Source organism: Kitasatospora sp. NPDC032757, from assembly GCF_055579305.1.
Genome location: NZ_JBVINN010000001.1, coordinates 213,950 through 237,443 on the forward strand (window position 1 = coordinate 213,950; position 23,494 = coordinate 237,443).

Sequence of the window (23,494 nt, forward strand, 5' to 3'; positions counted from 1 at the left end):
GGCCGTCCGGGCCTTTCCCGTGACGGACCCCGGCTCTGCGGCACTCCGCGGCGCCGACCGGTCCCGCAGGACCGACACCGGAAACCATCAGGCTGCCACCGCGATGCGATGGCAGCCTGATGCATGCGGGAGAGAGCGGCCGGCTGCGGCCCGGAGACCATCCGTGCGGGCCGGCGGATCAGCGCATCCACACGTACGACAGAAGAACCGCGAAAGGGCCCTGCCCTGACCCTTGGTGTCCCAGGGATCAGGGCAGGGCCCCGTGTCAGGCATGATCGCCCGGTGACGGTCCGCGGACCGTCACCGGGTTCACCGTGACTTCGGCGGCTCCCAGCTCAGGCCGTCCGCGGTGGAGATCAGCCCGCCGTCGAACAACGGCTGCTCGTCCTCGTAGTCCTCGCCGAGCATGGCACGGGCCTGCACCTGCGACCCCTCGCGCATGACGTCGCCCACGATCCTCGACTTGAACAGCGGGTTCCTGTTCTCGCCGTCCTCGCTCAGCGACGCGACCGACGTCTCCAGCGTCTCCGACGTCTCGCGGATGCGTTGCTTCGCCGACATCGTGGTCAGGGCCTGCTCACCGGAGGCCACCCCGCCGACGAGGGTCGCGAAGGCCTCCATCTCGCTGTCGGTCGTGTTGGTGACCTTCTTCGCCTTCCAGAAGTACGAGCTCTCGTCGACGTGCATGTCGTAGAAGGAGATCAGGAACTCGTAGAAGAGCGAGTACTCACGCCGGTAGCGGCCCTCGAACTCGGCGAACGCCTGCTCCTCGCCGACCGTCCCGTCGAGGACGCTGTTGATCGACCGTGCCGCCAACAGCGCGCTGTAGGTGGCGAGGTGGACCCCGGAGGAGAAGACGGGGTCGACGAAGCACGCGGCGTCGCCGACGAGCACCATCCCGGGCTTCCAGAAGGTGGTGTTCAGGTAGGAGTAGTCCTTCCTGACCCGGACCTTGCCGTACGGCCCCTCGGTGATCCTGGGCGTTTCACCGAGCATCCGCTTGACCTCGGGGCACCTGTCGATGAAGTGCGCCAGCACGTTCTCCGGATCGCCCTGCACCTTCGAGGCGAACTCCTTGGCGACGACGGCGCCGACGCTCGTCAGGTCGTCCCGCAACGGGATGTACCAGAACCAGCCCTCGTCGAAGGCGACGGAGAAGATGTTCCCTGAGTTGGGTGCCGGCAGCCGCTCGCCACCCTCGAAGTACCCGTAGATCGCCACGTTCTGGAAGAACTCGGAGTACTCGCGGGTCCCGCTCACGCTGCGGTGCAGCGCGCTGAGGTTCCCGGAGCCGTCGATGACGAACTTCGCGGCGGCCTCGCGGGTGACGCCGTCCGGCCCCCGGTACCGCACTCCGGTGATCCGGTCGCCCGTCTCGACAACCCCGAGGACGGTGTGGTTCTCCCGGACGTCCGCACCCTTGGTGCGCGCGTTCTCCAGCAGGATCTGGTCGAACTTCATGCGCTCGACCTGGTAGGCGAACGACGTGGGGCCGGCGAGGCGGGGCGAGATCGCGAAGTCGAACCGCCACGGCTCCGGGCTGGCGCCCCAGCGGAACGTTCCGCCTCGCTTCTTCGTGAAGCCCGCGGCTGCGAGCTCCTCGGTCACGCCGAGCAGTCTGCAGACTCCGTGGATGGTCGCGGGGAGCAGCGACTCGCCGATCTGGTGCCGCGGGAAGGTCTCCTTCTCCAGGAGCAACACGCGATGGCCCCGCATGGCGGTGAGTGCGGCAGCCGTGGATCCGGCGGGACCGCCGCCGACCACCACGACATCGAACTCCTCACGTTCCGGTGACGTTCCGGCAGTTTGCTGCATTTCTTCTCCTTAAGAGGATTGCGGAGTGATTTTCGAGGTTGCCCGGGTGAGTTTTCGCGGTCTTGGAGCATGGAATCGTGATCGCCACGCACTTGGGGCTCAGCCCGGCGCAAAAACGAGGGAGTCGGGAATCAGTTCGCAGCGCCCAGAAAAGGTGCGTTCCCGACGCATGTCCAACCTGCGACTGGAGGCAGATTCTTGGCCAGGGTGACGCGAGATGTCAACAGTCGTGACGCTAAATCAGACCGGAGGATGAGTGCCGCGCAGGGATTCCGATGACCCGGTAAAGGCCGCGTAGTCGCGCCGCCGGAGCTCTTCGTCCGCGGTGTGCTCGATGCGCTGCATGGCGAAGCGCAGAATCGGCGGCGCCATGACCGAGGTCACGATAGCCACCAGGATGATGATGGTGAAACTGCTGGTGTTGAGCACGCCCAACCGCAGACCGGCGGTCGCCACGACGATTTGGATGACGCCACGGGCGTTCATTCCGGCACCGAGGGCGAGCGCCTCCCACCGGTCGAGCCGGCCGACCATTCCGCCGAGGAACGCACCGGAGAACTTGCCGACGACGGCGACCAGGAGCACGGCGACGGCGGCGGCGAGCACCGCCGGATGACGGAGCACGGTGAGATCGATCCGCAGACCCGCGGTGGCGAAGAACAACGGTGCGAACACCGCCATGACGATCGACCGCAACGGAGCGAGCCTGGCCAGGTCGACCCTGCCGCTCGTACCGATGAGCACACCCGCGATGAAGGCACCGAGCGCCGCTTCCAGGCCGAGCGCCTGGGTGGCCGCCGCGCTCAGCATGATGACCACGGTGACCGTGGCGATGGACGGGCCTGCTTCACGGGACCGTTCAGCCCGGGAGGTCGCCCACCGAACCGTCGGCGCACCCAGTGTCACGGCCACCAGCACGACGAGCAGCGCACAGCCCACGGACGACGCGACAGTGCCGACGGTGACCCGGCTCGTCGCCATCGCCGACACCACCGACAGCAGCGTCCACCCGACCAGGTCGTCCACCATTCCGGCGGCCAGGGTGAGTTGGCCGATGTTGCGGTGGATGAGGTTCATGTCGGCGAAGGTCTTCGCGATGACGGGAAGCGCGCTGACACAGAGGGCGACACCGAGGAACATCGCGAACACCGCCCGGCTGGTGTTCCCCGGCATCAGCGAATCGGGTACCAGGCAGCCGGCAGCCACGCCGAGGCCGAGCGGCAGCACCAGGCCGGCGACACCGACGCCGAGGGCCGTACTCCGTCTACGGCGTATCAGCTTCAGATCCATTTCGATCCCGGTCATGCCGACCAGGAGCAGGACACCGATCTGGCCCACCGCGTCGAGGAGATGGAACTGCGTCGGCGCCTTCGGCAGCAGCCAATCGGAGACGGAGGGAGCAATTCGGTCAAGTACGGACGGGCCGAACAGCACGCCGGTGCACAGCTCGCCGACCACCGCGGGCATGCCGATCTTTACGGCCAGCCGTCCGAGCAGCAGGGCGAAAAGCAGCAGGACACCGACCTGGGCGAGAAAGACCAGCAGTTCATGGGCGGGTATGGCCGGCGTCGGAAGGGATGCAGTCACAGTTGTCTCCCAATCGGTTGACTGCTCGGGAAGAAATTGCCGCAAAGCTGGGAGCGGACCCGAAGTCCAAAGTGATCCACTTCGATACGCATGTCGAGGTCACGCCAACTATTCGCCGTTCCGCCCGAAATGCCCCGTGGACCGAACTCCCCGGCCCCGTGAGGCGGCCTGACGCGATGAGCAGAGTGTCGCTTACCGCCGGGTGGGGCAGCGCACATATTCAAGTCTTGGAAGCACCGGCGACCACAGCGACCGGCCGGGCCAGGATGGCAGTGTCCCTTCCATCGCCGCTGCCCGACCGGGGGACCGATCCCGCACGGTCGGCAGAACGACGTATCCACGTCCCGGACAACCGACCCGCTGGTGCGACTGAACAACGACGAGGGCCAGCACGCCCTGTGGCCGGTGCCGGCCGAGATCACCGCCGGCGGGACGACCGCACCCCTAGGCTCTTGGGAGTAGCCATGCTCAACGCCGTACAGCTCGCGCCCCCGGAGGCCACCCTCACGGTCTCCCCGGCGGAATCGATGGAGATCGGCCGGATCGCCGAGCAGCTGCAGGCGGTCTCGGACGAGGTCGACGACGATGCTTGGGTAGCCGCCGCCCGGGCCTCCTGGCAGTCCCTGCCCGGCACGTTCCGGCAGCGCATCCGCGAATTCCGCCGCGACTCCGGACCGGGCGGCGTGCTGGTGGTGCGCGGGCTTCCGGTGGACGAAAGCCGGTTGCCGGCCACCCCGTCGGTCCCCGGGTCCGTGCAACGGACCACCACCGGGCCGGCCGCACTGCTGATGATGACGGCTTGCGGGCTCGGCGATCCCGCCGCCTTCCTGGCGGAGAAATCCGGCGCACTGGTCCAGGACGTCGTCCCCGTGCCGGGCCGGGAGGAGTTCCAGGGCAACGCCGGGTCGGTGGACCTGATGATGCACAACGAGAACGCCTTCCACCCGCACCGCCCGGACTACGTGATGCTGCTCTGCCTGCGCCCGGACCACGACCGGGTCGCCGGGCTGCGCACGGCCTCGATCCGCGAGGCGCTGCCGCTGCTGTCCGACCAGGCCAGGGAGAACCTCGCCCGCCCCGAGTTCAGCACCCAGCCCCCGCCGTCCTTCGGCACGGTCGGCGGTCCCGTCCCGGAACGTCCGGTGCTGACCGGCGACTCGGCCGATCCGGACATCCGGGTCGACTTCGCCGCCACGACCGGGCTGACCCCCTCCGCCCGTGCGGCACTCGCCGAGCTGTCCCTGGTCCTCGACGAAGTGTCCCGCACCGTAAGGCTGTTGCCCGGCGACCTGGCGATCGTCGACAACCACGTGACTCTGCACGGCCGGACCGCCTTCCAGCCCCGCTACGACGGCCGGGACCGTTGGCTCCAGCGGACCTTCGTCCTGGCCGACCTGCGCCGATCGCGCGACCACCGGCCCGGCGACGGCTACGTGCTGGAGCGCTAGGGCGTCCGCCGTTCCAGTCGTCATCCCGGCAGTCGTCCGGGTTTCACCCAGGAGAAGGAGAACACAGCACATGCAGCAAGCGCCCGGGACGGCCGAGAACCCGCAGCCCTCGTCCGCCGACGCCGACGGCGTTCCCGTCTTCCAGCTGATCGACCCCGGGCTGGTCCAGGACCAGTACGGGTTCTTCGCCGACCTGCGCACCAAGTCACGCGTGTGGTGGGCGGAGCTGCCCGACGGAACACGCTGGCTGGTCCCCACCCGGTACGAGGACATCCGCCTGGCCCACCTCGACCCGGTCCTGCGCCAGAAGCCCGACCCGGAGGACGACCCCGTCTCCGACGAGGAAGGCGGCATCTGGCGCGTCTACAACGAACACCCGGTCGTGTCCGACCCCCCGAAGCACACCCGCCTGCGCAAGCTCCTCGCCAGCGCCTTCACCGCCCGCCAGACCGAGCGTCTGCGCCCGCGCGTGGAACAGACCGTCGACGAACTCCTGGACAACCTCGCCCGACAGAGCGCCGACGGCGCATCCGTCGACCTGATGGAGGGCCTGGCCTGGCAACTCCCCCTGGTCCTGATCTGCGAGCTGCTCGGCGTCCCTGAGGACCGCCGCGACGTCTTCCAGGACTGGTCCCGCAACGCCCGCGACTTCACCGGCGGCAACACCCACGAGGGCCGGGAAGCCATCGCCTACCGCATCATCGAGGTCATCAAGGACCTCATCGAGGAGAGGCGCGCCACACCCACCGACGACCTCCTCGGCCAGATGGTGCAGGCCCGGGACGCCGAGGAGGGCAAACTCACCGAGATGGAACTCATCTCCACCGCCTTCATCGTGCTGCTCGCCGGCTTCGAGACCAGCGTCGGCCTGATCGGCAACGGCGTGAACGCGCTACTGCGCAACCCCGAACAGCGGGCCCTCGTCGAGAGCGACCCGACCCTCCTGTCCGGAGCCGTCGAGGAGTTCCTGCGTTTCGACCCCTCACTCTTCCTCACCAACGTCCGCATCGCCGGAGCGCCCACGACCGTCGCGGGTGTCGACATCCGCAAGGGCCAGGCGGTTCTGCTCTCGCTCGGCGCCGCCAACCGCGACCCCGACCAATTCCCCAATCCCGACGAGCTGGACGTCACCCGCGGCACCACCGGACACCTCGCCTTCGGCTACGGCATCCATCACTGCCTGGGCGCGCCCCTCGCCCGCATGGAGGCGGCCATCGCCATCGGCCGCCTGCTCGAGCGATTCCCCCGCCTGCGCCACGCGGACGGCCCGGACGTGCCCTACATCCCCAGCCCCATCTCCCGCACGCCGCTGAATCTGCTCGTCCACCTGAACTGACGCCCGGAGAACCGTCGGGCCGCCCCCGCGTCGCGGGGGCGGCCCGACCCGCTCCGTGGATGTGGATCAGGCGGTCGCGCGAGCTTCGCCCGCAGGCGGCCGGCGCGCCCCACAGTTCCTCATCCATCCGATGAGGTCTGCGCCACTCTGCTCCTGATCGACCCGCCCCATCAGCTGCCGGGTACGGAGGACGGGCGGCGGGGCTGCCCATACGACCAACGTGCTCGGGCGCCGGCGCCGAGCCGCTCCGTCCTGGTCACGACGTCGACCGCCCCCAGGCGCCCGTGTGCTGTGCCTCAGCCACACAGAGGTCGCTGATCGAGCGACCGCACAGCACCACCGCATCGGTGACCAAACCGTCCCGCTCGGCGGCGAAGAGCGTGGTGAACCGCCGTTCCCGCCCCGGACAGCACAGCAACACCGGCTCCGGCTCCAGCTCCGCATCGAGTGGCACCGTGTCCTGCCGGTCCCGGACGGGAGCGCCGCAGAAGCTCAAGCAGACGAACCGCCGACGGGCCGCGGACGGGGCACCGGGCGCATGATTGCCCCGTGCCCGAGCGCACAGGCGGGGCAGCCCGCGGTCGTCCGGTGGTACTCCCAGGCGGCGGCGCCGAGCGCGGCACCCCACAGCAACCAGGACGTGTAGAACGTCAAGGGGACCCACGGACGCAGCCCGAAGTCGTCGGCGGACGCCTGTTGCGGGCCGAAGTACTGCCGCACAGCCGACATGAACGCCGCCGGCCCCACCTGGGCCAGCAGGGCCGTGCCGAAGCAAGCCGGTCCCAACACCAGGAGGCGCGGCACGCGGGAGCCGCCGACGACGGGCACCCATCGCGGGAAGACCCGGCCCCAGGGCTGTACGAGTGCCAGCGACAGCACGGACCCGGCCAGCGCGGGCAGAACGGGTACCCATCCACCGGGGATGTTGTGGATCACCTCGGGCTGGGTCATCCCCATATCACTGCCGCACTCCCAGGCCAGCTTGACCACTGGATAGGGCAGGGACAGCGCGACGGCCGCGTAGCCGCTCCACGACGGCGCCCGCAGGCGGCCGTCGGGGGCCGGGCGCCCACATCGCACGCAGGGTGGTACTCCGTCCGCGTCCTGTCGTCCGGCGGCTGACAAAGCCAGCGCGGCGGAACCGAGCGCGAGGGAACGGACCGCGACACGGCCTGGGTCGGCGCCGGGAGCATCCGGGTCCGCCGGGCCGATCGCGCGGCGGAAAAGCGCGCCCAACAGGTCGAAGAGGACATGGCTGCCGCCCTGGGCGAGCCCGGCGGCCGCGCCGAGTGCCCCGAACTTGGCGACACGACCCACGCGTTGGGGAATCGCCGGGTCCCCCGCCAGAGCCGCGCCGAGAGCCAGCCCGCCGACGACGGACGCTCCCCTCACCAGCCGCTCGCCCGGGTAGGGATCCGTCCCGGGACCGCGGCGGCGGACGAGCGCGCTCACCGCGAACGTGGCGGCGCAGCCGGCCATCGCGAGCGCCGTCCGGCCCCGCGACCGTCCGCGGCGGTGCCGCGTGGATCGGGGACCGGGGAAGCCGCCGCCCCACTCGCTCGTCGTCATGCCAGCTCCCCACCTGTGCCGCCTAGGTCCCGTGCACCCTACGAGTTCGCCGTGCCCGCACGGAAGTTCGCTTCGAAAAGTCGAAACCGGGACCGCTCCCCGCCTCGACGGGCCCCGTGTGACACATACTCAATTCTTCGAATCGGCCGCGGCCGCGCCGGGCCGGGCGGGCCAGGATGGTGCAGCCCGTCGAGTCCGCGGCCCCGCCGGGTATCCCGCAGCCCGCACGAAACGGCGGAAACATGACCGACATGACCGACGCGCTGCTCAGCAGCGCCACCCCTGACCTGTCCGATCCCCACCGGTACACCGAGGAGGGAATCGAGGAGGTCTGGACCAGGCTCCGCAGGACCCAGCCGGTCTTCCTGACCCGGAGGCCCAGGTCCGCCGACTTCTGGTCGGTCCTGAGCCACGACCTGGCGACCCAGGTCCTCAAGGACAGCGCCACCTTCTCCTCCACGGGAGGAATGCGGCTCGACGCGGACCCGGTCGCCAACGCGGCGGCCGCCGGAAAGATGCTCATCGTCACCGATCCGCCCCGGCACGGCGGGATCCGGCGGGTCATCAACTCCGCCTTCACGCCCCGCATGGTCCAGCGACTGACGGACAACATCCGGCTGACCGCGGTCGAGGTGATCGAGGCCGCACTCGATCAGGGCGACGTCGACTTCACCCAGGTCGCGGCGCGCCTTCCGGTCTCGGTCATCGCCGACATGCTCGGTGTCCCAAGGGCCGACTGGGACTTCATGCTCAAGCTCACCATGATCGCGTTCGGCGCCGACGAAGCCGGCGGCACCGACCGGAACACCGTCGCCGAGGCGCACACCGAACTCCTGGTCTACTACGACGACCTGCTGCGGCAACGACGGCGCGACCCCCAGGACGACATCGTCAGCGCCCTGGCACACGGCCTGGTGGACGGCGCCCCTCTCACCGACGAGGAGATCCTGCTCAACTGCAACGGGCTGATCTCCGGCGGCAACGAGACGACCCGCCATGCCACGGTCGGCGGACTGCTGGCGTTCATCCAGCAACCGGAGCAGTGGGACCTGCTGCGGGAGGATCCCGGTCTGATCTCCTCCGCCGTACAGGAGATCCTGCGATTCACCAGTCCCGCCCTGCACGTGCTTCGCACCGCGCGGCAGGAAGCGGTCCTCGGCGGCCACTCGATCCGCCCGGGTGACCAGGTGGCGGTGTGGCTGCCGGCGGCCAACCGCGACGAGGCGGTGTTCCCGCAGCCCGACCGCTTCGACATCACCCGCTCCCCGAACCGCCACCTGGCCTTCGCGCAGGGCACGCACTTCTGTCTCGGATCGGCCTTGGCCACCAGCGAACTCTCGATTTTCTTCGAGGAGTTCACGGCCCGCGCGGCCACCGCCACACTGCGCGGTACTCCGAAACGAATGGAATCCAACCTGATCTGGGGCTTCACCTCGATGCCGCTCACCCTGACCAGGCGCACCGCACCGTGATCCTCCACCGGGCCGACACCCACGATCCCGCCTCCCCCGCGCGGGGGAGGCGGATGATCCGCTCGACGGATGTGAACGTCGCGGCCGGCGGGAAGTCTTGACGTGCATGCGCATTCCGACGGTATGGAGGTCACGGTGGCTGTTCTTACGGACTCGAAGGCAGGAGGCGTTCCCCGGCCACCGACCCCGAGCCCGGGGCGGATGTCGTGGTGGCGACGGTGGCCCGTGTGGGCGCCCGTGGCAGCCGCATCCTGGGGCGTGTTGTACGCCGCCGTAGAGGTCATCTGGGTGGCGACGGGCACCACCGTGCAATGGAAGGAACACGCTTCGTACGCGCCGGGGGTCCAGCTCTTCCTGGCAGCCCTCGCACTCCTGGCCGGCGCCGCCTGCCTGGCCAGCACCCGAACGCTCGCCGGGGTCGGCCGGGTTGCGGTGGCGACGGCGCTGATCGTGGCGCTCCCGGTGTTCGTCGTGGGAATGAACGGCCTGCCGATCTATTTCGTGACGATTGCGACGCTCTCGGGGATCGAGAGCGCCACCGGGCTGGCCCAGGTGCTCCTGAGCACGGCAAGCGCCGCCCTCCTGCTCCTCGTCGGTTTGTCGTACCGTCGACGGCTACGCGGAGACTGCCCGCGATGCGGGCAGCCTCACGCCGGCGCAGCCGACGGCCCGCTTGCCCACCCAGCCGCCTCCCGAGCTCCGAGGCGGACCCTCGTCGTCGTGTACCTGCTCATGAGCGGACTCTTGCCGTGGGCGGGAGCCAAGACCATCTGGACGCTGGGCGGCAACGCGCTCGGCGTAGCGGGCGATGACTGGCAGAGGACGTCGAGCGTCGGCGCGTCGGGGCCGTCGAAGGCAACCGCGTCGGCGGGGATCGACGTGACCGTGCTGGCCGCGATGCTCGGGATCTTCCTGCTGCTGGGGCTGCTGTACGTGTGGGGGCAGGTGTTCCCCCGCTGGACGCTGTTCCTGTCCGGACGACGGGTCCCGCGCCTGCTGCCCTTGATTCCGGCCTGGCTGACCGGCATCCCTCTGACGATGTACGGGGCCGTCCTCTCCATCATGGCCCCGCTCATGGCTGTCGGCGTGCTGCCCGAGATCAAGCCGTCCCCGCCGTTCACCACCAGCTCGGGGGTCATCTGGATGGTCGAGTTCGGCGGCCTGGCATTCGGCGGTCTGGGCATCGGCCTCATCGTGGCCGCCCGCTCCTACGCCGCCCGCACCCGCCCGGTCTGTTCCAGCGCCGTGGAAGCGACGCAACCCGAATAGCCGGACTCCTGGGGAGGTGCCGGCGCCTCCCCAGGTGGGCGGGTTGGCGATTTCGCATTCACCAACGGCCCCAACAGGGGCTTTCTCCTGCAGGAGGGCCCGTGCTCACGACCGGACGGCGCCGCCTGCTCGGCTGCGTCGCTCTCTTGTTCCTGGCCGCACCGGTCATACCGACGGTGCTCGACGGGACAGCCCGGGCGGACGCCGCGGCAGCTTCCAAGCAGCTGTTCATGCAGGTGATAGGCCACCATCGCGCGTATCGGGCCGTCATCAACCCACAGCAGTCGGTCTCGCGCCGGTCGTGATCCGGTGGACGGCCGGCACCTGTCGGACGCCTCAACCCCTGCCGGATGATCTGTCGGCACCCCCAGACTCCCCCGCGGGCAGCCGACGCGCCCTACTCGACGGTTCCCCCGAGGCCGCTGTCGGTGAAATCACGGTCACCGTGCAGCCACGAAACCTTGTCGTGCATCTCCGTCTGCGTCAGCGCGGAGAGCATGGCGTTGCGCTCCCTGGCCGGCCCACCGGCCGGGTGGTACAGCTCGCTGCCCATGCGCCGGGCGACCAGCTGGGTGCGCCCCGCGCGTTCATGGCGTACGGCGTTGAACTTCTCCAGGCGCTGTACGGCGTCGTCCTCGCCCATCCCGTCGAGCAGGTCGCCAAGGACCACGGCGTCCTCCAGCGCCTGGCAGGCGCCCTGGGCCGCGTACTGCAGCATGGGATGGGCGGCGTCGCCGACCAGGGCGACGCGCCGGTCGGTCCAGGTCCGAACCGGGTCACGGTCGCACAGCACCCAGGTGCGCCACCCTTCGCCGAGTTCGAGCAGACGACGGGCGGTAGCGCCGATTCCGGGGAACTGACCTAGTACGTGGTCGCGTTCGGCTTCCTGCCCGGCGACGGAAACGGTCGCCCCGTCGTCGCGGGTGACCGCGAGGTTCAGGTATTTGCCGCCGCCGATGATGTAGTGCACGAAATGCCACTTGGGTCCGGCCCACAGCGTGACCGTGTTCCAGCGCAGCTCCTCCGGCACCTTCTCTATCGGGATCACCGAGCGGTAGATGGTGTGACCTGAGACGCGGGGTTCGCCGTCGCCCAGCATCGCCGCGCGCACAGTGGAGCGGATGCCGTCCGCGCCGATCAGGGCCGCGCCACGGAAGGCCCTCCCGTCGGCGGTGCGCACGGTGACGCCCGCGGCGTCCTGCTCGTAGCTCTGCACCGCGGCGTCGGCGTGCAGCTCGACGCCGCCCAGCTCCTGGCAGGCGGTGAGCAGCGGCTGGTACAGGTCGCCGCGGTGCACCACCGCGTACGGGTTGCGGAACCGCTCCCGGTAGGCGCCGGTCAGTTCCATGGCGGCGACCTTCTCGCCGGTGGTGCCGTCCATGAAACGCAACTCGTCGATGAATACCGCGCGTTCGCGCACGCTCTCGCCGACGCCGAGGCGATCGAGAGCGTGGAAGGCGTTGGGGCCGAGCTGGATGCCGGCGCCGATCTCGGCGAAGGTGCCGCTGCGCTCGAGCACGGTGACGCGGTGTCCGAACCGGGCCAGCGACAGCGCCGTCGCGAGCCCGCCGACGCCGCCTCCCGCGATGATGACGTGTGCCATGGTTCGTCACATTCCTTCCTGGTTGATGGTGTGTCACTGTCGGGCGAGGGCCGGCGACGGACGTTTCAACCGGACACCTCCTGGAGCAGCGAGCCGATGATGCTCGGCCCGGCCACGGTCAGGACGGACTCGGCGTGGAACTGCATCGAGGCGAACCCGGCTGCCCGCAGCGCGTGTACCTCGCCCGTCGCCGCGTTCCGGCTGACCTCCACCCTGCCGTGCACCGGGTGCTCGAAGGAGTCCGCGGCGCACCGGGCGGCGAAGGTGTTGTAGAAGCCCACCCGCTCCGCCTTGCCGAACAGGTCGATCTCGTGCTGGGCACCCTGGTTGGGCACCACCCGGCGCACCAGGTCCAGGCCGAGCAACGTGCTGAGCACCTGATGGCTCAGGCACACCGCGAGGAAAGGCCGCCGCTCGTCGAGGAGCCGGGCCGCCGCCGACCGCAGATGAGCGATCTTCGGGTGTGTCGTCTCCCGCGGGTCGCCCGGCCCCGGGCCCATGACCACCAGGTCGTGCGCGTCGAAGTCGTACGGCTCGTCGAAGCGGCGGATGTCCACTTCGCAGCCCAGCGAACGGATCTGGTGCGCGATCATCTGGGTGAACGTGTCCTCGGCATCGACCACCAGGACCTTGCGTCCGGCCAGTGGGCCGGTGCGCCGGCCGGGATCGGCCGCGTCCTTCAGCCAGAAACGCGCGATGCCGTCGTTCCGCGCGTCGAGTGCCTCGCGTACCGCGGGGTGCGACCCGAACCGAGTGGGTTCGACCCCGCCGAGCGCCGCCAGCAGCCCCGCGGCCTTGGCGCGGGTCTCCTGCACCTCGGAGGCCGGGTCGGAGTGGCGCACCAGTGTCGCGCCCACCCCGATCCGCATCACTCCGGCCGAGTCGATGTCGGCGGTCCGGATCAGGATCGAGGAATCCAGAGTGCGCCCGCCCGCGGCATCGCGCCCGATGAGGGCGGCCACCCCGCTGTAGTAGCCGCGCCCGGCCGGCTCGTAGCGGCTGATGACCCGGGCGGCACTCTCCAGCGGGGAGCCGGTCACCGTCGGCGCGAACAGGGTCTCGCGCAGGATGTCGCGCACATCGTGGTCGGTGCGGCCCTCGATGAAGTACTCGGTGTGCGCCAGACGCGCCATCTCCTTGAGGTACGGCCCCATGACACGGCCGCCCTCGGGGCAGATCCGGCCCATCATCTTCAGCTCTTCGTCCACCACCATGTACAGCTCGTCGGCTTCCTTCGTGTCGGCGAGGAAGGCCAGCACGCCGTCGAGGTCCGGGCCGGACTCGGGGTAGCGGTAGGTGCCGCTGATGGGGTTCATCACCGCACGGCCGTCGCGAACGCTGATGTGCCGCTCGGGAGTGGCTCCGACGAACATCCGCTCGCCGGTGTGGATGAGGAACGTCCAGTACGCGCCCGTCTCCCGCTCGACCAGACGGCGGAAGAACGACAGCGCGTCCGGCACGCCGAAGTCCGGCAGCTGGGCGACGAAGGACCGCTTCATCACGAAGTTGGCGCCCTCGCCCATGCCGATCTCGTCGGAGACGATGCGACGCACCGTCTCGGCGTACGTGTCGTCGTCGATGTCGAAGTGGTCGTCGGTCACCTTCACCGGATGGTTCGGCAGCAGTCCCAGGTTGTCGCGCAACGAGAGCGAGGCTTGCTCGCCCACCCGCATCGCCAGGAGCGGCCGGCCGTCGTCCGGAGCCGCGAAGCCGCGTTCGGCCAGCTGCCGATAGGGGATGAGCACCAGCAGTTCCTGGCGGGTGCCGGCCTCCGGCGTCTCGTCGAGTTCGAGCTCGGCGATCGTACCGACCTGGGTCATCTCACCGACCAGCACCTCGAGAGCGTCGTCTCCTGCTGCCTCAGGACGGTGCAGCAGGGCGAAGGCTTCCGTTGAGCCGTCGAGGATGCGCGACAGCAGCAGCATGCCGTCCTGCGTTGTCATGGGGATCCTTTCGCCTTCGGGCGCGCTCAGTGCGTCGCGGTGGTGGCTGCGTTCAGCCCGGTCAGTACCGCCTGGGCCGTCAGGACCTTGGCGGCGCGTTCGGCGGCGTAGGTGAGTGCCTGCCGGTGGTACTGGGCGGAGAAGTCGGCGACCGCGTCGGCCACCAGGAACGGCTGGATGTCGTTCGTGTACGCCTCCACGGCGGTCATCAGGACGCCCACGTGCGCGTACACGCCACAGATGACCAACTGGTCGCGGCGCTGCTCCCGCATCCGGGCCAGCAGGTCGGTCTTGAAGAAGGCGCTGTAGCGCCACTTGGTGAATGTCCAGTCGCCGTCGTCGGGCTCCAACGGCGAGACGACCCGGCGGTGCTCCGGCGTGGCCCGCATACCGGGGCCCCAGAAGTCCTTGAGGAGTCCGCGTTGTTCGGGCGTCATGCCGCCGGGCTGCACGGTGTAGGCGACGGGGATGCCCAGTTCCCTGGCCCGCGTGCGCAGCCGCGCCGTGTTGTCCACCAGGGCCCGGCCGAGTTCGGTGCTGCGCGGGAACGGCTTGAGGAAGTACTCCTGCATGTCGTGCAGGAGCAGCACCGCGCGCCGGGGGTCCGGCTGCCAGTCGACCGTGTTCTCGGGGAGCTGCTCCGCGGTGGGCGGCGAGTACGGCTGGATAGGAGGGATGCCGGGCAAGGGCCGGTTCCTTTCGTTCTCAGACACCGAGGGTGGCTCCACCGTCTACGGTCAGTTCGTGCATCGTGATGTGCCCGGCCTCGTCCGACAGCAGAAAGGCGACGGTCCGCGCGATGTCCTCGGGGCGGGCCACCTTGCCCAGTGGTATGCCAACCCGGTACTGCTCCGGATTGCCCGCGATCGACGCCTTGGCGGCGGTATCGGCGGTGTGCATGCCGCGCAGCATCATGGTGTCGGTGGAGCCGGGGGCCACCACGTTGCAACGGATGCCCCGGTGCGCCACTTCGAGGCCCAGACACTTGGTGAACGCGGTCGCGGCGGCCTTGGACGCCGCATAGGCGGCCATCTCGGCGCGCGCGGTGCCTGCGGAGTTGGATGCGACGGTGACGATGGCGCCGGCGCCGCGATGGATCATGCGGTTGACCACGGCGCGCGACACATGGAACACACCGGTGGCGTTCACGGCGAACGTGGCGTTCCAGTCCTGGTCGGACAGGGCGCGGGCCTGGCCGAGACGCAGCACACCGGCGGCGTTCACCAGATGCGACACCGGGCCGAGCCTGGTCTCGACCTCGTCGACCAGTTCATCCACGGCGGAGCTCGAGGTGACGTCAGCGGCGAAGCCGGTCACCATGAGGCCCTCCGTGCGCAGAGTGGCGGCTGTGGCGGCGATCCGCTCCGCGTCGAGGTCCACAGCGGCGACCTTCGCTCCGCGCTCGGCAAGCAACCGGACGACGGCCTGCCCTATGCCGCCGGCCGCTCCGGTGACCAGGGCGATGGTTCCTTTCACGGGCCCAGACTCCTTGTGATGTAAGTAAGTTGGATGGCAACGGCGAGGAGTCGGCCCCGCCGGGCCGAGGCCACCTCGATGGTCTGATGCGGGTTGGACCACTGGTCGCAGAAGCTCGGGCACTTGCCGCCGATGCGGCAGGTCGACCGCGTCCGAGACACACTCCGTGACAGATGCCGGAGTCACTCGGGCTGGCGGCGGGCTTGTCCCGGTGTTCGGCGTTGCCGGTGCTCGTTGTCGTGGGTCCCGGACTCGCGGAGTACGTGGAGGCGTTGGGCCTGGTTCCAGATCAGGGTGCGGTCGAGAAGCCCGTACCGGCAGGCTGTATCAAAAATTCCACGGCGGTTGGAACGACACCGTCCCGCCCCGCAAGCCACCCGGACGGCGTTCCCGATCGACCAATACCGCTCAATACCGGAACGACAACGGCCACTTAAGGAGAATTGAACCTTGCTTGACCTGACGATCGGCCGAGTGCCACATTTCGGGAGTTCCGCATTCGGGAGGCATACGGACCGCTAGACCGGTCCGGAGGGCCTGAAAGACCAGACCCCAGACACAGAAGGACGACCAGATGGCCACCGCCACCCACCAGTTCGACCTTGACTCCTACCTCCGCCGGATCGGCTGGACCGGCGAGCCACGCACCGACGCCGCCACACTGCGCTCGGTCCACCGGGCTCACGCCATGGGGATTCCGTTCGAGAACATCGACCCCCTGATGGGCTCCGTCCCGTCACTCGAACTGACCGATCTCCAGGCAAAGATGGTGCACGGACGCCGTGGCGGCTACTGCTACGAGCACAACACCCTGCTCGCGGCGGCTCTGAGAGAGATCGGGTTCACCGTCACCATCCTGACCGGCCGGGTCGTCGCCGGAGCCAGCGGCAAGGTGTTACCCCGCACCCACATGCTGTTGTCGGTGGACGTGCCGGGTGAGGAGACGCCCTTCGTGGCCGACGTGGGCTTCGGCCTCGAAGGTGGACTGCTGGAGGCCGTTCCCCTCCGACCGTGCACCGGGTTCCGCCAGTTCGGCCGTGAGCTGCGCCTGGATCTCGAATCGCAGGCCGGACCGAGCGACCGCTGGGTCCTCCGCTCCCGACGGGACGGCAACTGGGAGACGCAGTACTTCTTCACCCTGGAGCCCTTCGAGCCGGTCGACATCGCGGTCCTCAACTGGCACATCGCCACCAACCCGCGCTCTCCCGCCCGCCGACTCATGCACGTCCACATCACCTCCCCGGAGGCCCACACCGCCCTGACCGACCGGGTCCTGGTGGAGCAGCGCATCGAAGGAGCCGTCAGCAAGCGCAAGTTGGGCGGCGAGGAGGAGGTGCGAGCGGTTCTCGCCGACGTCTTCGGCATCGAGCTCCCCGCGGGTCTCCACCTGCCCGTGTGAGCCCTCCGGCAGCGTGGTGGGGGTGACGGATCACCGCCGCTGTGGGTGCAGATGGATCATCCGGCCACGTCAACCGGCATATGCGTGGTCCTGGAGGGTTCCGCCGAGGCGACACCGCCGAGGAAGGCCACCGCCGGCAGCTGCGCCGGCCCGAGGACCCCTCCCCCCCCCGGCACGCTCGCGAACAGCGTGGCGGGCGAGGTTGCAGCCGGTCATCACCGCCCGCCGGGACACCCCCCACCCACATCCCGGCCGGCAGGCCGAGCAACAGCCGGGGCCGCCGGACGGCACCGGCCGCCAGGCCCGCCGCGAGCCGCCCGCCGTCCAGCGACACCACTGCGACCGGCGGCCGCGACGGAGATGACGCTGCCGCCCGGCTCGTACGAGGCATCTTGTTTCGTCTCCGGTGCACCGGCCGCCCCGCCCGAACAGGTGTACCGGTACGGATCGGCGGGCACCGGGTACTCGGGGGGCTTCCCGCCGAGGAGGTACGAACATGCCGCACGCGACCGCCCCGCACACCAGGCCCGAGGGCATCTCCCCGCACGCCCTGGGCAACGACACGCTGCTGCACGAGCTGGAGCAGCTGCACCGCACCCGGCACGAGACCTTTCTGTACGGGTCGGAGGAGGCGCTGAAACGCCACACCCTGCGGACCGGGCAACTGGAGGCGGAGTTCCTGCACCGGTTCCCGAACCGGCAGGTCACCGCGGCCCGGACCAGGGCCGGCGCGCGGGCGAGGGAGGCGGCGGCCCGGGTCGAGTCGCTGCCGGAGTAGCGGTCGGCGCCGCACCGCCCGGCGGGACACGCCGGGCGGTGGTGGCGTGCCCGGGGGCCGGGAGTCGGCCAGGGTGGAGGCAGAGCCCAGCCCCACCACCCGTACGGACACCTGGGAGCCCACCGATGCCCATCGCAAGCGTCAACCCCGCGACCGGCGAGACCCTGGAGACCTTCGAACCACTGGACGCCGCCGGCCTCGAACAGCGGCTGGCCCGCGCCGAGGAGACGTTCCGCACCTACCGCACCACCTCCTTCGCCCATCGCGCCGAACTGCTGCGCCGCGCCGCCGACCTGCTGGACCAGGACCGGGAGGCCGCCGCCCGCACGATGACCGAGGAGATGGGCAAGCCGCTGGCCGCCGCCCGCGCCGAGGCCGCCAAGTGCGCCAAGGCGATGCGCTGGTACGCCGAGAACGCCGAGTCACTGCTCGCCGACGAGCACCCCGACCCGGCCGACGTCGCCGACTCCGGCGCCGCCCGCGCCTACGTCCGCTACCGCCCGATCGGCGTCGTCCTCGCGGTGATGCCGTGGAACTTCCCGTTCTGGCAGGTGGTCCGGTTCGCCGCGCCGGCCCTGATGGCGGGCAACGTGGGCCTGCTGAAGCACGCCTCCAACGTGCCCCGGACGGCGGTGGCGCTGGAGGACCTGTTCCGCCGGGCGGGCTTCCCGGAGGGCTGCTTCCAGACCCTGCTGATCGGCTCCGGCGCCGTGGAGGGCGTGATCCGCGACCGCCGGGTGGCCGCGGTGACGCTCACCGGCAGCGAGCCGGCCGGCCGGGCCGTCGCCGCGGCGGCGGCCGACGAGGTCAAGAAGGCCGTCCTGGAGCTGGGCGGCAGCGACCCGTTCGTCGTCATGCCCAGCGCCGACCTGGACGCCGCCGTGCAGACCGCCGTCCGGGCCCGGGCGCAGAACAACGGGCAGTCCTGCATCGCCGCCAAGCGCTTCATCGTCCACGCGGACGTGTACGAGCCGTTCACCGCCGCGTTCACCGCGGCCATGCGGGCGCTGACGGTCGGCGACCCGATGGACGAGGCGACCGAGGTCGGCCCGCTGGCCAGCCGGCAGGGGCGGGCCGACCTGGAGGAGCTGGTCGAGGACGCCCGGGCGCACGGCGCCCGGGTGGAGTGCGGCGGGCGCCGCCCCGAGGGCCGGGACGCCGGCTGGTTCTACGAGCCCACCGTGCTGACCGGCATCACCCCGGCGATGCGGATCGACCAGGAGGAGACCTTCGGGCCGGTCGCCACCGTCTACCGGGTCGCCGACCTGGACGAGGCGGTGGCGCGGGCCAACCACACGCCGTTCGGGCTCAGCTCCAACGTCTGGACGGACGACCCGGCCGAGCAGGAGCGCTTCGTCCGGGACATCCAGGCCGGCGGGGTGTTCTTCAACGGCATGACGGCCTCGCACCCGGCGCTGCCCTTCGGCGGGGTCAAGCGCTCGGGCTTCGGGCGGGAGCTGTCGGGGCACGGGATCCGGGAGTTCTGCAACGTGACCACGGTCTGGCTGGCGTAGTTCCCGCCCGGCGCCCCGTACCCCCACCCCTTACTCCGGCCCGGGCCGGGTCAGGCAGCCATTCGGTGCTTGCCCGGGCCGGGTGTCACCCAGCGCGCGACCATGCCGCACAGGGCGATCAGGGTCGCGCCCCACACGATGCTGAAGATGATCAGCATCGGCAGCCAGCTCACCTGGGCCCCGACGAGACCGAGGCCGAGCGAGAGCGCGACCATGAAGGTCACGGCCGTCGGGCTGAGGCTGAGCAGGCCGTGCCAGGCGCGGTGCGCCCGGCCCGGGTGCTGCGGGGCGTCGGGACCGGTGTCGAGGTCCTTGTAGGTCAGCAGGTCCATCTGGGTTCGCCTCCGGACGTCGGGGGGACTGCCGGTGAGCAGCTCACGAGGCCTTGCGGGGAGCTGCGGACTTCCTGGGGGTGGTCTTCCTGGCGGCGGCCGCCGTGGTCTTCTTCGCCGCGGTGCCCGTCCCGGTCGCGGCGCCCCTCCCCGCCGCCGTGCTCTTCCCGGCCGCGGTGGTCTTCCGGGCCGCGGTGGTCTTCCCGGCGGCGGGTGCGCGCTTGCGGGGCGCGGGCTTCCCCGCGGGCTCCTCCTCGGCCGCTGCCACCTCCTCGGCGCCGGGCTCCGCGGCCCCGGGCTCCCCGGCCGGCTCCGCCGCGTGGCCGCGCCGGTGCCCTCCCTTGGCCTCCTTGAGGCTGCTGCGCAGCGCCTCCATCAGGTCGATGACGTTGTCCGGCGCCTCGCCCGGCTCCTCCTCGTGCGGCACCTCGACGCCCTGCAGCCGGGCCTCGATGACCTGCTGCAGCGCGTTCTGGTAGTCGTCGTGGAGCTGGGAGAGGTCGAAGTCCTCGGAGAGGGTGTCCATGAGCGAGCGCGCCATCTTCAGCTCCTGCGGCCGCACGGTCACCGCCTCCTCGGGCGCGATCCCGGCGGCCGGCCGCACCTCGTCGGGCCAGATGCAGGTCTGCAGCACCAGCGTGCCGTCGTGGACCCGCAGCACCGCCGGGGACTCCCTCGTGCGCAGGGCGATCTTGGTGACGGCGATCTGGCCGGAGTCGGTGAGCGCGTCGCGCAGCAGTGCGTACGGCTTGGCGGCGGCCTTGTCGGCCACGCCGATGTAGTACGCCTTGGAGAACATCAGCGGGTCGATCTCGGCGGCGTCCACGAAGGCCAGCACGTCGATGATCTTCTTGCTGGGCAGCGGCAGCTCGGCGAGGTCCTCGTCGGTGAGCGTGACGGTGCGGCCGTCGGGGGACTCGTAGCCCTTGGCGATCTCCGCGTACGGGACCTCCTTCTCCTCCTGTTCGCAGTACCGCTTCATCCGCACCCGCCCGCCGTCCCTGGCGTGCACCTGGTGCAGCGGGACGTCGTGCTCCTGGGTGGCGGAGTACAGGTGCACGGGGATGCTGACCAGCCCGAAACTGATCGTCCCCTTCCACGTGGTCTGCACGGGGTCACCCCTTTCCCGGAGGTCCCCCTACCGGAGATTTCCCACTCTGCCCGGATTCACCCGGATCGGCCACACGATCCCGCGCGGGCCCGTCCCGGCGGACAATGGGCGGACGGAACGAGGAGGTGGCGCGATGCCGGGAACCCAGCCGCCCCCGCCGCCCGACCGGACCACGTACACGGTGGCGTACACCGTCACCGGGGAGCCCGGGGTGCGCCGGGCGGAGGTGACGGTCGTGCCCGGGTACTCCCAGGAGAGCGACATCCCGCGCATCCTGGCCGCCCGCCTCCCCGGCCGGCCGGCGGACGGGCGACCGGCGGCGGCGGACGGGCAGCGGGACGAGCAGCCGGCGGCGGGCGGGCGCATCGTCCTGCTGGAGGTGCGCCCGGTGTGAGGCCCCCGCGGCGCGGCCGGGCCGGGACGGGCCCGACCCGCCGAACGGAGGCACCGGCGCGTGTCACCGGTTGATCAGCCGGGGCCGGGCCGCTCCGCTCCTTAGCATCGGGACTCCGCGCCCACGCCCGAGTTCGCGTGACGGAACGTCACCCCCGCCCCAGGAGCGCTCATGCCCTCGTCCCCGGGCGGACCCGCCCCCCGCACCCCCCGCCCCGCCCCCCGCACCCCCCGCCCCGACCGCCCTTCGCCCGCGCCGAGGCGCAGCTCCCTGCGCGCCCTCGGCGAGTGGTGCGCGCGCCACTCGGTCCTCGTGATCGTGCTCTGGCTGGTCGCACTGGCCGGCGTCCAGGTGATCGACCGGGCGGTCGGCGGGACGTTCTCGGACGACTTCTCGCTCTCGAACACCCAGGCGCAGGAGGGGCGCAACGTCCTCCAGGAGCACGAGCCGTCGGTGGGCGGCACCAGCGCCCAGGTGGTGCTCCACGACGCCCAGCCGCTGACCTCCTTCCAGAGCCAGGTCGACCAGGCGGTCGGCTCGCTGCGCCAACTGCCGCACGTGCAGTCCGCGCAGAGCCCGCTGCCGCCCCCGGGCCAGCCGGCCCCGCCCGGCGGCCCGCTCTCCACGGACGGCCTCACCGGCTACATCACCCTCCGCTTCGACGTGAACCCCACCACCCTGGGCGACGCCTTCCTCGACGAGGTGGACGCGGCCGTCGCCCCGCTGCGGGACGCCGGGGTCGAGGTCGAGTACGGCGGGCCGCTCGGCGAGCTGGCGCGTCCGGCCCCCGACGACCGGCTCAGCGAACTGATCGGCTTCGCGGTCGCGATCGTCGTCCTGCTGATCGGCTTCGGCAGCGTCATCGCGGCCGGCCTGCCGCTGGTGACCGCCCTGATCGGCGCCGTCGTCGGCCTCGGGCTGCTCGGCCTGCTGGCCGCGGCCACCACGTTCGCGACCGTGGCCCCGACCCTGGCGACCATGATCGGCATCGGGGTCGGCATCGACTACGCCCTCTTCCTGCTCACCCGGCACCGGCAGGACCTGATGGACGGCAAGGACCCGGTGCCGGCCGCCGGGCACGCGGTGGCCACCAGCGGCCGGGCGGTGCTGGTCTCCGGCTGCACGGTGGTCATCGCCCTGGCCGGCCTGGTCGTCTCGCGGGTCAACTTCATCGCCAAGCTCGGCGCCGCCGCCGGGGTGACGGTGGTCTCCGCCGTGCTGGCCGCGCTGACCCTGCTCCCCGCGCTGATGGGCCTGATCGGCCGCCGGATGGACCGCTGGACGGTGCACCGGCCGGTCGCCGAGACCGGGGCCGCACCCGGCGAGGAGATCACCGGCAGCTGGCACCGCTACGCCCAGCGGGTCGAGCGCCGCCCCTGGTGGTTCCTGGCCGCCGGGGTGATCACCGTCGGCGTCCTCGCCATCCCGCTCTTCTCCATCCAGCTCGGCCACATCGACGACGGGGCCGACCCGACCTCCTTCACCGACCGGCGCGCCTTCGACCTGATGTCGGACGCCTTCGGCCCCGGCTCGAACGGTCCGATCACCGTGGTCGTCGACCAGACCACCGTCCCGGCCGACGCCCGCCCTGCGCTGCAGAGCTCCGTGCAGCAGGCGCTCGCCGGCGTGCCCGACACGGCCGGCGTCACCCCGGTCCAGAGCAGTTCCGACGGCGACGTGCTGTTCACCACCGTCACGCCGGCGCAGCGGCCGCAGGACCGGAAGACCACCGACCTGGTGAACGACCTGTCCGACACCGTCCTGCCGCAGGCCGTGGCGGGCACCGGCGCCCGGGCGTACGTGACCGGAACGACCGCCGCCCAGGTCGAGTTCGGCGACATCGTCGCCGCGCGCCTGCTGCCGATCATCGCGATCGTGGTCGGGCTGGCCTTCCTGATCATCCTCGTCGTCTTCCGCGGCCTGCTGATCGCGGTCAAGGCCGCCGTCCTCAACCTGCTCTCCATCGCGGCCTCGTACGGCGTCGTCGTGGCGGTCTTCCAGTGGGGCTGGGGCGGTCCCGCGCTCGGGGTGTCGGGCACCGTGCCGATCGAGAGCTACGTGCCGATGATGATGTTCGCCATCGTCTTCGGCCTCAGCATGGACTACGAGATCTTCCTGCTCTCGCGGGTGCACGAGGCCTGGCTGCGCACCGGGGACAGCCGGGGCAGCGTCGCGCACGCCCTGGAGATCACCGCCCGCGTGATCAGCTGCGCGGCGCTCATCATGGTCAGCGTCTTCGCCGCGTTCATCGTCAGCGACAACATCGTCATCAAGATGATGGGCCTCGGGCTGGCCGTCAGCGTGCTGATCGACGCCACCGTCGTGCGGCTGCTCCTGGTGCCCGCCGTGATGACCCTGCTCGGTCCGGCGGCCTGGTGGACGCCCCGGGTGCTGGACCGGATCCTGCCGCACATCGACACCGAGGGTGAGCGGTCGTGACCAGGTTCG

Annotated in this window: 19 protein-coding genes; 10 read left to right on the forward strand and 9 right to left on the reverse strand. The window is 70.7% G+C overall.

Annotated elements, in window-relative coordinates:
- Window positions 1-309: 309 nt before the first annotated feature.
- Window positions 310-1,815, reverse strand: coding sequence for a tryptophan 7-halogenase (locus ACZ5WK_RS00910; protein WP_465543617.1), 1,506 nt, complete (start codon window positions 1,813-1,815; stop codon window positions 310-312).
- Between the two features lie 240 nt (window positions 1,816-2,055).
- Window positions 2,056-3,402 carry a cation:proton antiporter gene (locus ACZ5WK_RS00915; protein ID WP_465543619.1) on the reverse strand — a complete coding sequence of 449 codons (1,347 nt, stop codon included), beginning with the start codon at window positions 3,400-3,402 and terminating at the stop codon, window positions 2,056-2,058.
- Window positions 3,403-3,866: 464 nt separating this feature from the next.
- Between ACZ5WK_RS00915 and ACZ5WK_RS00920 the strand changes: the two genes are divergently transcribed.
- Both ACZ5WK_RS00920 and ACZ5WK_RS00925 read left to right on the forward strand, forming a co-directional pair.
- A complete protein-coding gene (locus ACZ5WK_RS00920) occupies window positions 3,867-4,850 on the forward strand; it encodes a TauD/TfdA family dioxygenase (RefSeq protein ID WP_465543621.1) in 984 nt (327 codons plus the stop codon).
- 70 nt (window positions 4,851-4,920) lie between these two features.
- Complete coding sequence (locus ACZ5WK_RS00925; RefSeq protein WP_465543623.1) at window positions 4,921-6,186, forward strand: cytochrome P450 family protein; 1,266 nt, start codon at window positions 4,921-4,923, stop codon at window positions 6,184-6,186.
- A gap of 492 nt (window positions 6,187-6,678) precedes the next feature.
- On the opposite strand, the gene ACZ5WK_RS00930 is transcribed toward ACZ5WK_RS00925, so the two are convergent.
- Entirely contained in the window at window positions 6,679-7,755 is a 1,077-nt protein-coding gene (locus ACZ5WK_RS00930) for a hypothetical protein (RefSeq protein WP_465543625.1), read from the reverse strand.
- Window positions 7,756-7,997: 242 nt separating this feature from the next.
- On the opposite strand from ACZ5WK_RS00930, the gene ACZ5WK_RS00935 reads away from it, so the two are divergent.
- The 3 genes from ACZ5WK_RS00935 to ACZ5WK_RS00945 all read left to right on the forward strand — a co-directional run bounded on the left by ACZ5WK_RS00935 (window position 7,998) and on the right by ACZ5WK_RS00945 (window position 10,801).
- Window positions 7,998-9,227: a cytochrome P450 gene (locus ACZ5WK_RS00935; RefSeq protein WP_465543627.1), complete on the forward strand. Its 1,230-nt coding sequence runs from the start codon at window positions 7,998-8,000 to the stop codon at window positions 9,225-9,227.
- Between the two features lie 258 nt (window positions 9,228-9,485).
- The gene (locus ACZ5WK_RS00940; protein ID WP_465543629.1) at window positions 9,486-10,496 is read left to right on the forward strand and encodes a hypothetical protein; all 1,011 of its coding nucleotides are present in this window, start codon (window positions 9,486-9,488) and stop codon (window positions 10,494-10,496) included.
- A 101-nt stretch (window positions 10,497-10,597) separates the two neighbouring features.
- Window positions 10,598-10,801 (forward strand): hypothetical protein, encoded by a 204-nt coding sequence (locus ACZ5WK_RS00945; protein WP_465543631.1) that lies wholly within the window; start codon window positions 10,598-10,600, stop codon window positions 10,799-10,801.
- A 92-nt stretch (window positions 10,802-10,893) separates the two neighbouring features.
- Here the strand turns inward: ACZ5WK_RS00945 and ACZ5WK_RS00950 are convergent, their stop codons facing one another.
- The 4 genes from ACZ5WK_RS00950 to ACZ5WK_RS00965 form a co-directional block, all read right to left on the reverse strand.
- Entirely contained in the window at window positions 10,894-12,099 is a 1,206-nt protein-coding gene (locus ACZ5WK_RS00950) for a 3-hydroxybenzoate 6-monooxygenase (protein ID WP_465543633.1), read from the reverse strand.
- A 65-nt stretch (window positions 12,100-12,164) separates the two neighbouring features.
- Complete coding sequence (locus ACZ5WK_RS00955; RefSeq protein ID WP_465543635.1) at window positions 12,165-14,042, reverse strand: anthranilate synthase family protein; 1,878 nt, start codon at window positions 14,040-14,042, stop codon at window positions 12,165-12,167.
- A gap of 26 nt (window positions 14,043-14,068) precedes the next feature.
- Window positions 14,069-14,728: an isochorismatase family protein gene (locus ACZ5WK_RS00960; RefSeq protein WP_465543637.1), complete on the reverse strand. Its 660-nt coding sequence runs from the start codon at window positions 14,726-14,728 to the stop codon at window positions 14,069-14,071.
- Between the two features lie 19 nt (window positions 14,729-14,747).
- Window positions 14,748-15,518, reverse strand: a complete 771-nt coding sequence (locus ACZ5WK_RS00965) for a 2,3-dihydro-2,3-dihydroxybenzoate dehydrogenase (protein ID WP_465543639.1) — start codon at window positions 15,516-15,518, stop codon at window positions 14,748-14,750.
- A gap of 574 nt (window positions 15,519-16,092) precedes the next feature.
- Between ACZ5WK_RS00965 and ACZ5WK_RS00970 the strand changes: the two genes are divergently transcribed.
- The 3 genes from ACZ5WK_RS00970 to ACZ5WK_RS00980 all read left to right on the forward strand — a co-directional run bounded on the left by ACZ5WK_RS00970 (window position 16,093) and on the right by ACZ5WK_RS00980 (window position 19,209).
- On the forward strand, window positions 16,093-16,917 hold the full coding sequence (locus tag ACZ5WK_RS00970) for an arylamine N-acetyltransferase family protein (RefSeq protein ID WP_465543641.1): 825 nt from the start codon (window positions 16,093-16,095) through the stop codon (window positions 16,915-16,917).
- Window positions 16,918-17,413: 496 nt separating this feature from the next.
- A complete protein-coding gene (locus tag ACZ5WK_RS00975) occupies window positions 17,414-17,695 on the forward strand; it encodes a DUF6158 family protein (protein ID WP_396323955.1) in 282 nt (93 codons plus the stop codon).
- Between the two features lie 125 nt (window positions 17,696-17,820).
- Window positions 17,821-19,209, forward strand: a complete 1,389-nt coding sequence (locus ACZ5WK_RS00980) for an NADP-dependent succinic semialdehyde dehydrogenase (RefSeq protein WP_465543643.1) — start codon at window positions 17,821-17,823, stop codon at window positions 19,207-19,209.
- 50 nt (window positions 19,210-19,259) lie between these two features.
- On the opposite strand, the gene ACZ5WK_RS00985 is transcribed toward ACZ5WK_RS00980, so the two are convergent.
- Together ACZ5WK_RS00985 and ku are read right to left on the reverse strand one after the other, a co-directional pair.
- Window positions 19,260-19,541 (reverse strand): hypothetical protein, encoded by a 282-nt coding sequence (locus ACZ5WK_RS00985; protein WP_465543645.1) that lies wholly within the window; start codon window positions 19,539-19,541, stop codon window positions 19,260-19,262.
- A 43-nt stretch (window positions 19,542-19,584) separates the two neighbouring features.
- Window positions 19,585-20,652: a non-homologous end joining protein Ku gene (ku, locus tag ACZ5WK_RS00990; RefSeq protein ID WP_465543647.1), complete on the reverse strand. Its 1,068-nt coding sequence runs from the start codon at window positions 20,650-20,652 to the stop codon at window positions 19,585-19,587.
- Window positions 20,653-20,785: 133 nt separating this feature from the next.
- Here ku and ACZ5WK_RS00995 point away from each other — a divergent pair, with 133 nt between their 5' ends.
- Window positions 20,786-21,046, forward strand: coding sequence for a hypothetical protein (locus tag ACZ5WK_RS00995; RefSeq protein WP_465543649.1), 261 nt, complete (start codon window positions 20,786-20,788; stop codon window positions 21,044-21,046).
- 171 nt (window positions 21,047-21,217) lie between these two features.
- Window positions 21,218-23,485 (forward strand): MMPL family transporter, encoded by a 2,268-nt coding sequence (locus ACZ5WK_RS01000; protein WP_465543651.1) that lies wholly within the window; start codon window positions 21,218-21,220, stop codon window positions 23,483-23,485.
- Window positions 23,486-23,494: the final 9 nt, after the last annotated feature.

Excerpts from the sequence above, each read along its gene's own strand:
- ACZ5WK_RS00935 (WP_465543627.1), top strand. The coding sequence starts at position 7,998 with ATGACCGACATGACCGACGCGCTGCTCAGCAGCGCCACCCCTGACCTG.
- ACZ5WK_RS00970 (WP_465543641.1), top strand. The coding sequence starts at position 16,093 with ATGGCCACCGCCACCCACCAGTTCGACCTTGACTCCTACCTCCGCCGG.
- ACZ5WK_RS00985 (WP_465543645.1), bottom strand. The coding sequence starts at position 19,541 with ATGGACCTGCTGACCTACAAGGACCTCGACACCGGTCCCGACGCCCCG.
- ACZ5WK_RS00910 (WP_465543617.1), bottom strand. The coding sequence starts at position 1,815 with ATGCAGCAAACTGCCGGAACGTCACCGGAACGTGAGGAGTTCGATGTC.
- ACZ5WK_RS00955 (WP_465543635.1), bottom strand. The coding sequence starts at position 14,042 with ATGACAACGCAGGACGGCATGCTGCTGCTGTCGCGCATCCTCGACGGC.
- ACZ5WK_RS00920 (WP_465543621.1), top strand. The coding sequence starts at position 3,867 with ATGCTCAACGCCGTACAGCTCGCGCCCCCGGAGGCCACCCTCACGGTC.
- ACZ5WK_RS00925 (WP_465543623.1), top strand. The coding sequence starts at position 4,921 with ATGCAGCAAGCGCCCGGGACGGCCGAGAACCCGCAGCCCTCGTCCGCC.
- ACZ5WK_RS00995 (WP_465543649.1), top strand. The coding sequence starts at position 20,786 with ATGCCGGGAACCCAGCCGCCCCCGCCGCCCGACCGGACCACGTACACG.
- ACZ5WK_RS00975 (WP_396323955.1), top strand. The coding sequence starts at position 17,414 with ATGCCGCACGCGACCGCCCCGCACACCAGGCCCGAGGGCATCTCCCCG.
- ACZ5WK_RS00950 (WP_465543633.1), bottom strand. The coding sequence starts at position 12,099 with ATGGCACACGTCATCATCGCGGGAGGCGGCGTCGGCGGGCTCGCGACG.
- ACZ5WK_RS00930 (WP_465543625.1), bottom strand. The coding sequence starts at position 7,755 with ATGACGACGAGCGAGTGGGGCGGCGGCTTCCCCGGTCCCCGATCCACG.
- ACZ5WK_RS00980 (WP_465543643.1), top strand. The coding sequence starts at position 17,821 with ATGCCCATCGCAAGCGTCAACCCCGCGACCGGCGAGACCCTGGAGACC.
- ACZ5WK_RS01000 (WP_465543651.1), top strand. The coding sequence starts at position 21,218 with ATGCCCTCGTCCCCGGGCGGACCCGCCCCCCGCACCCCCCGCCCCGCC.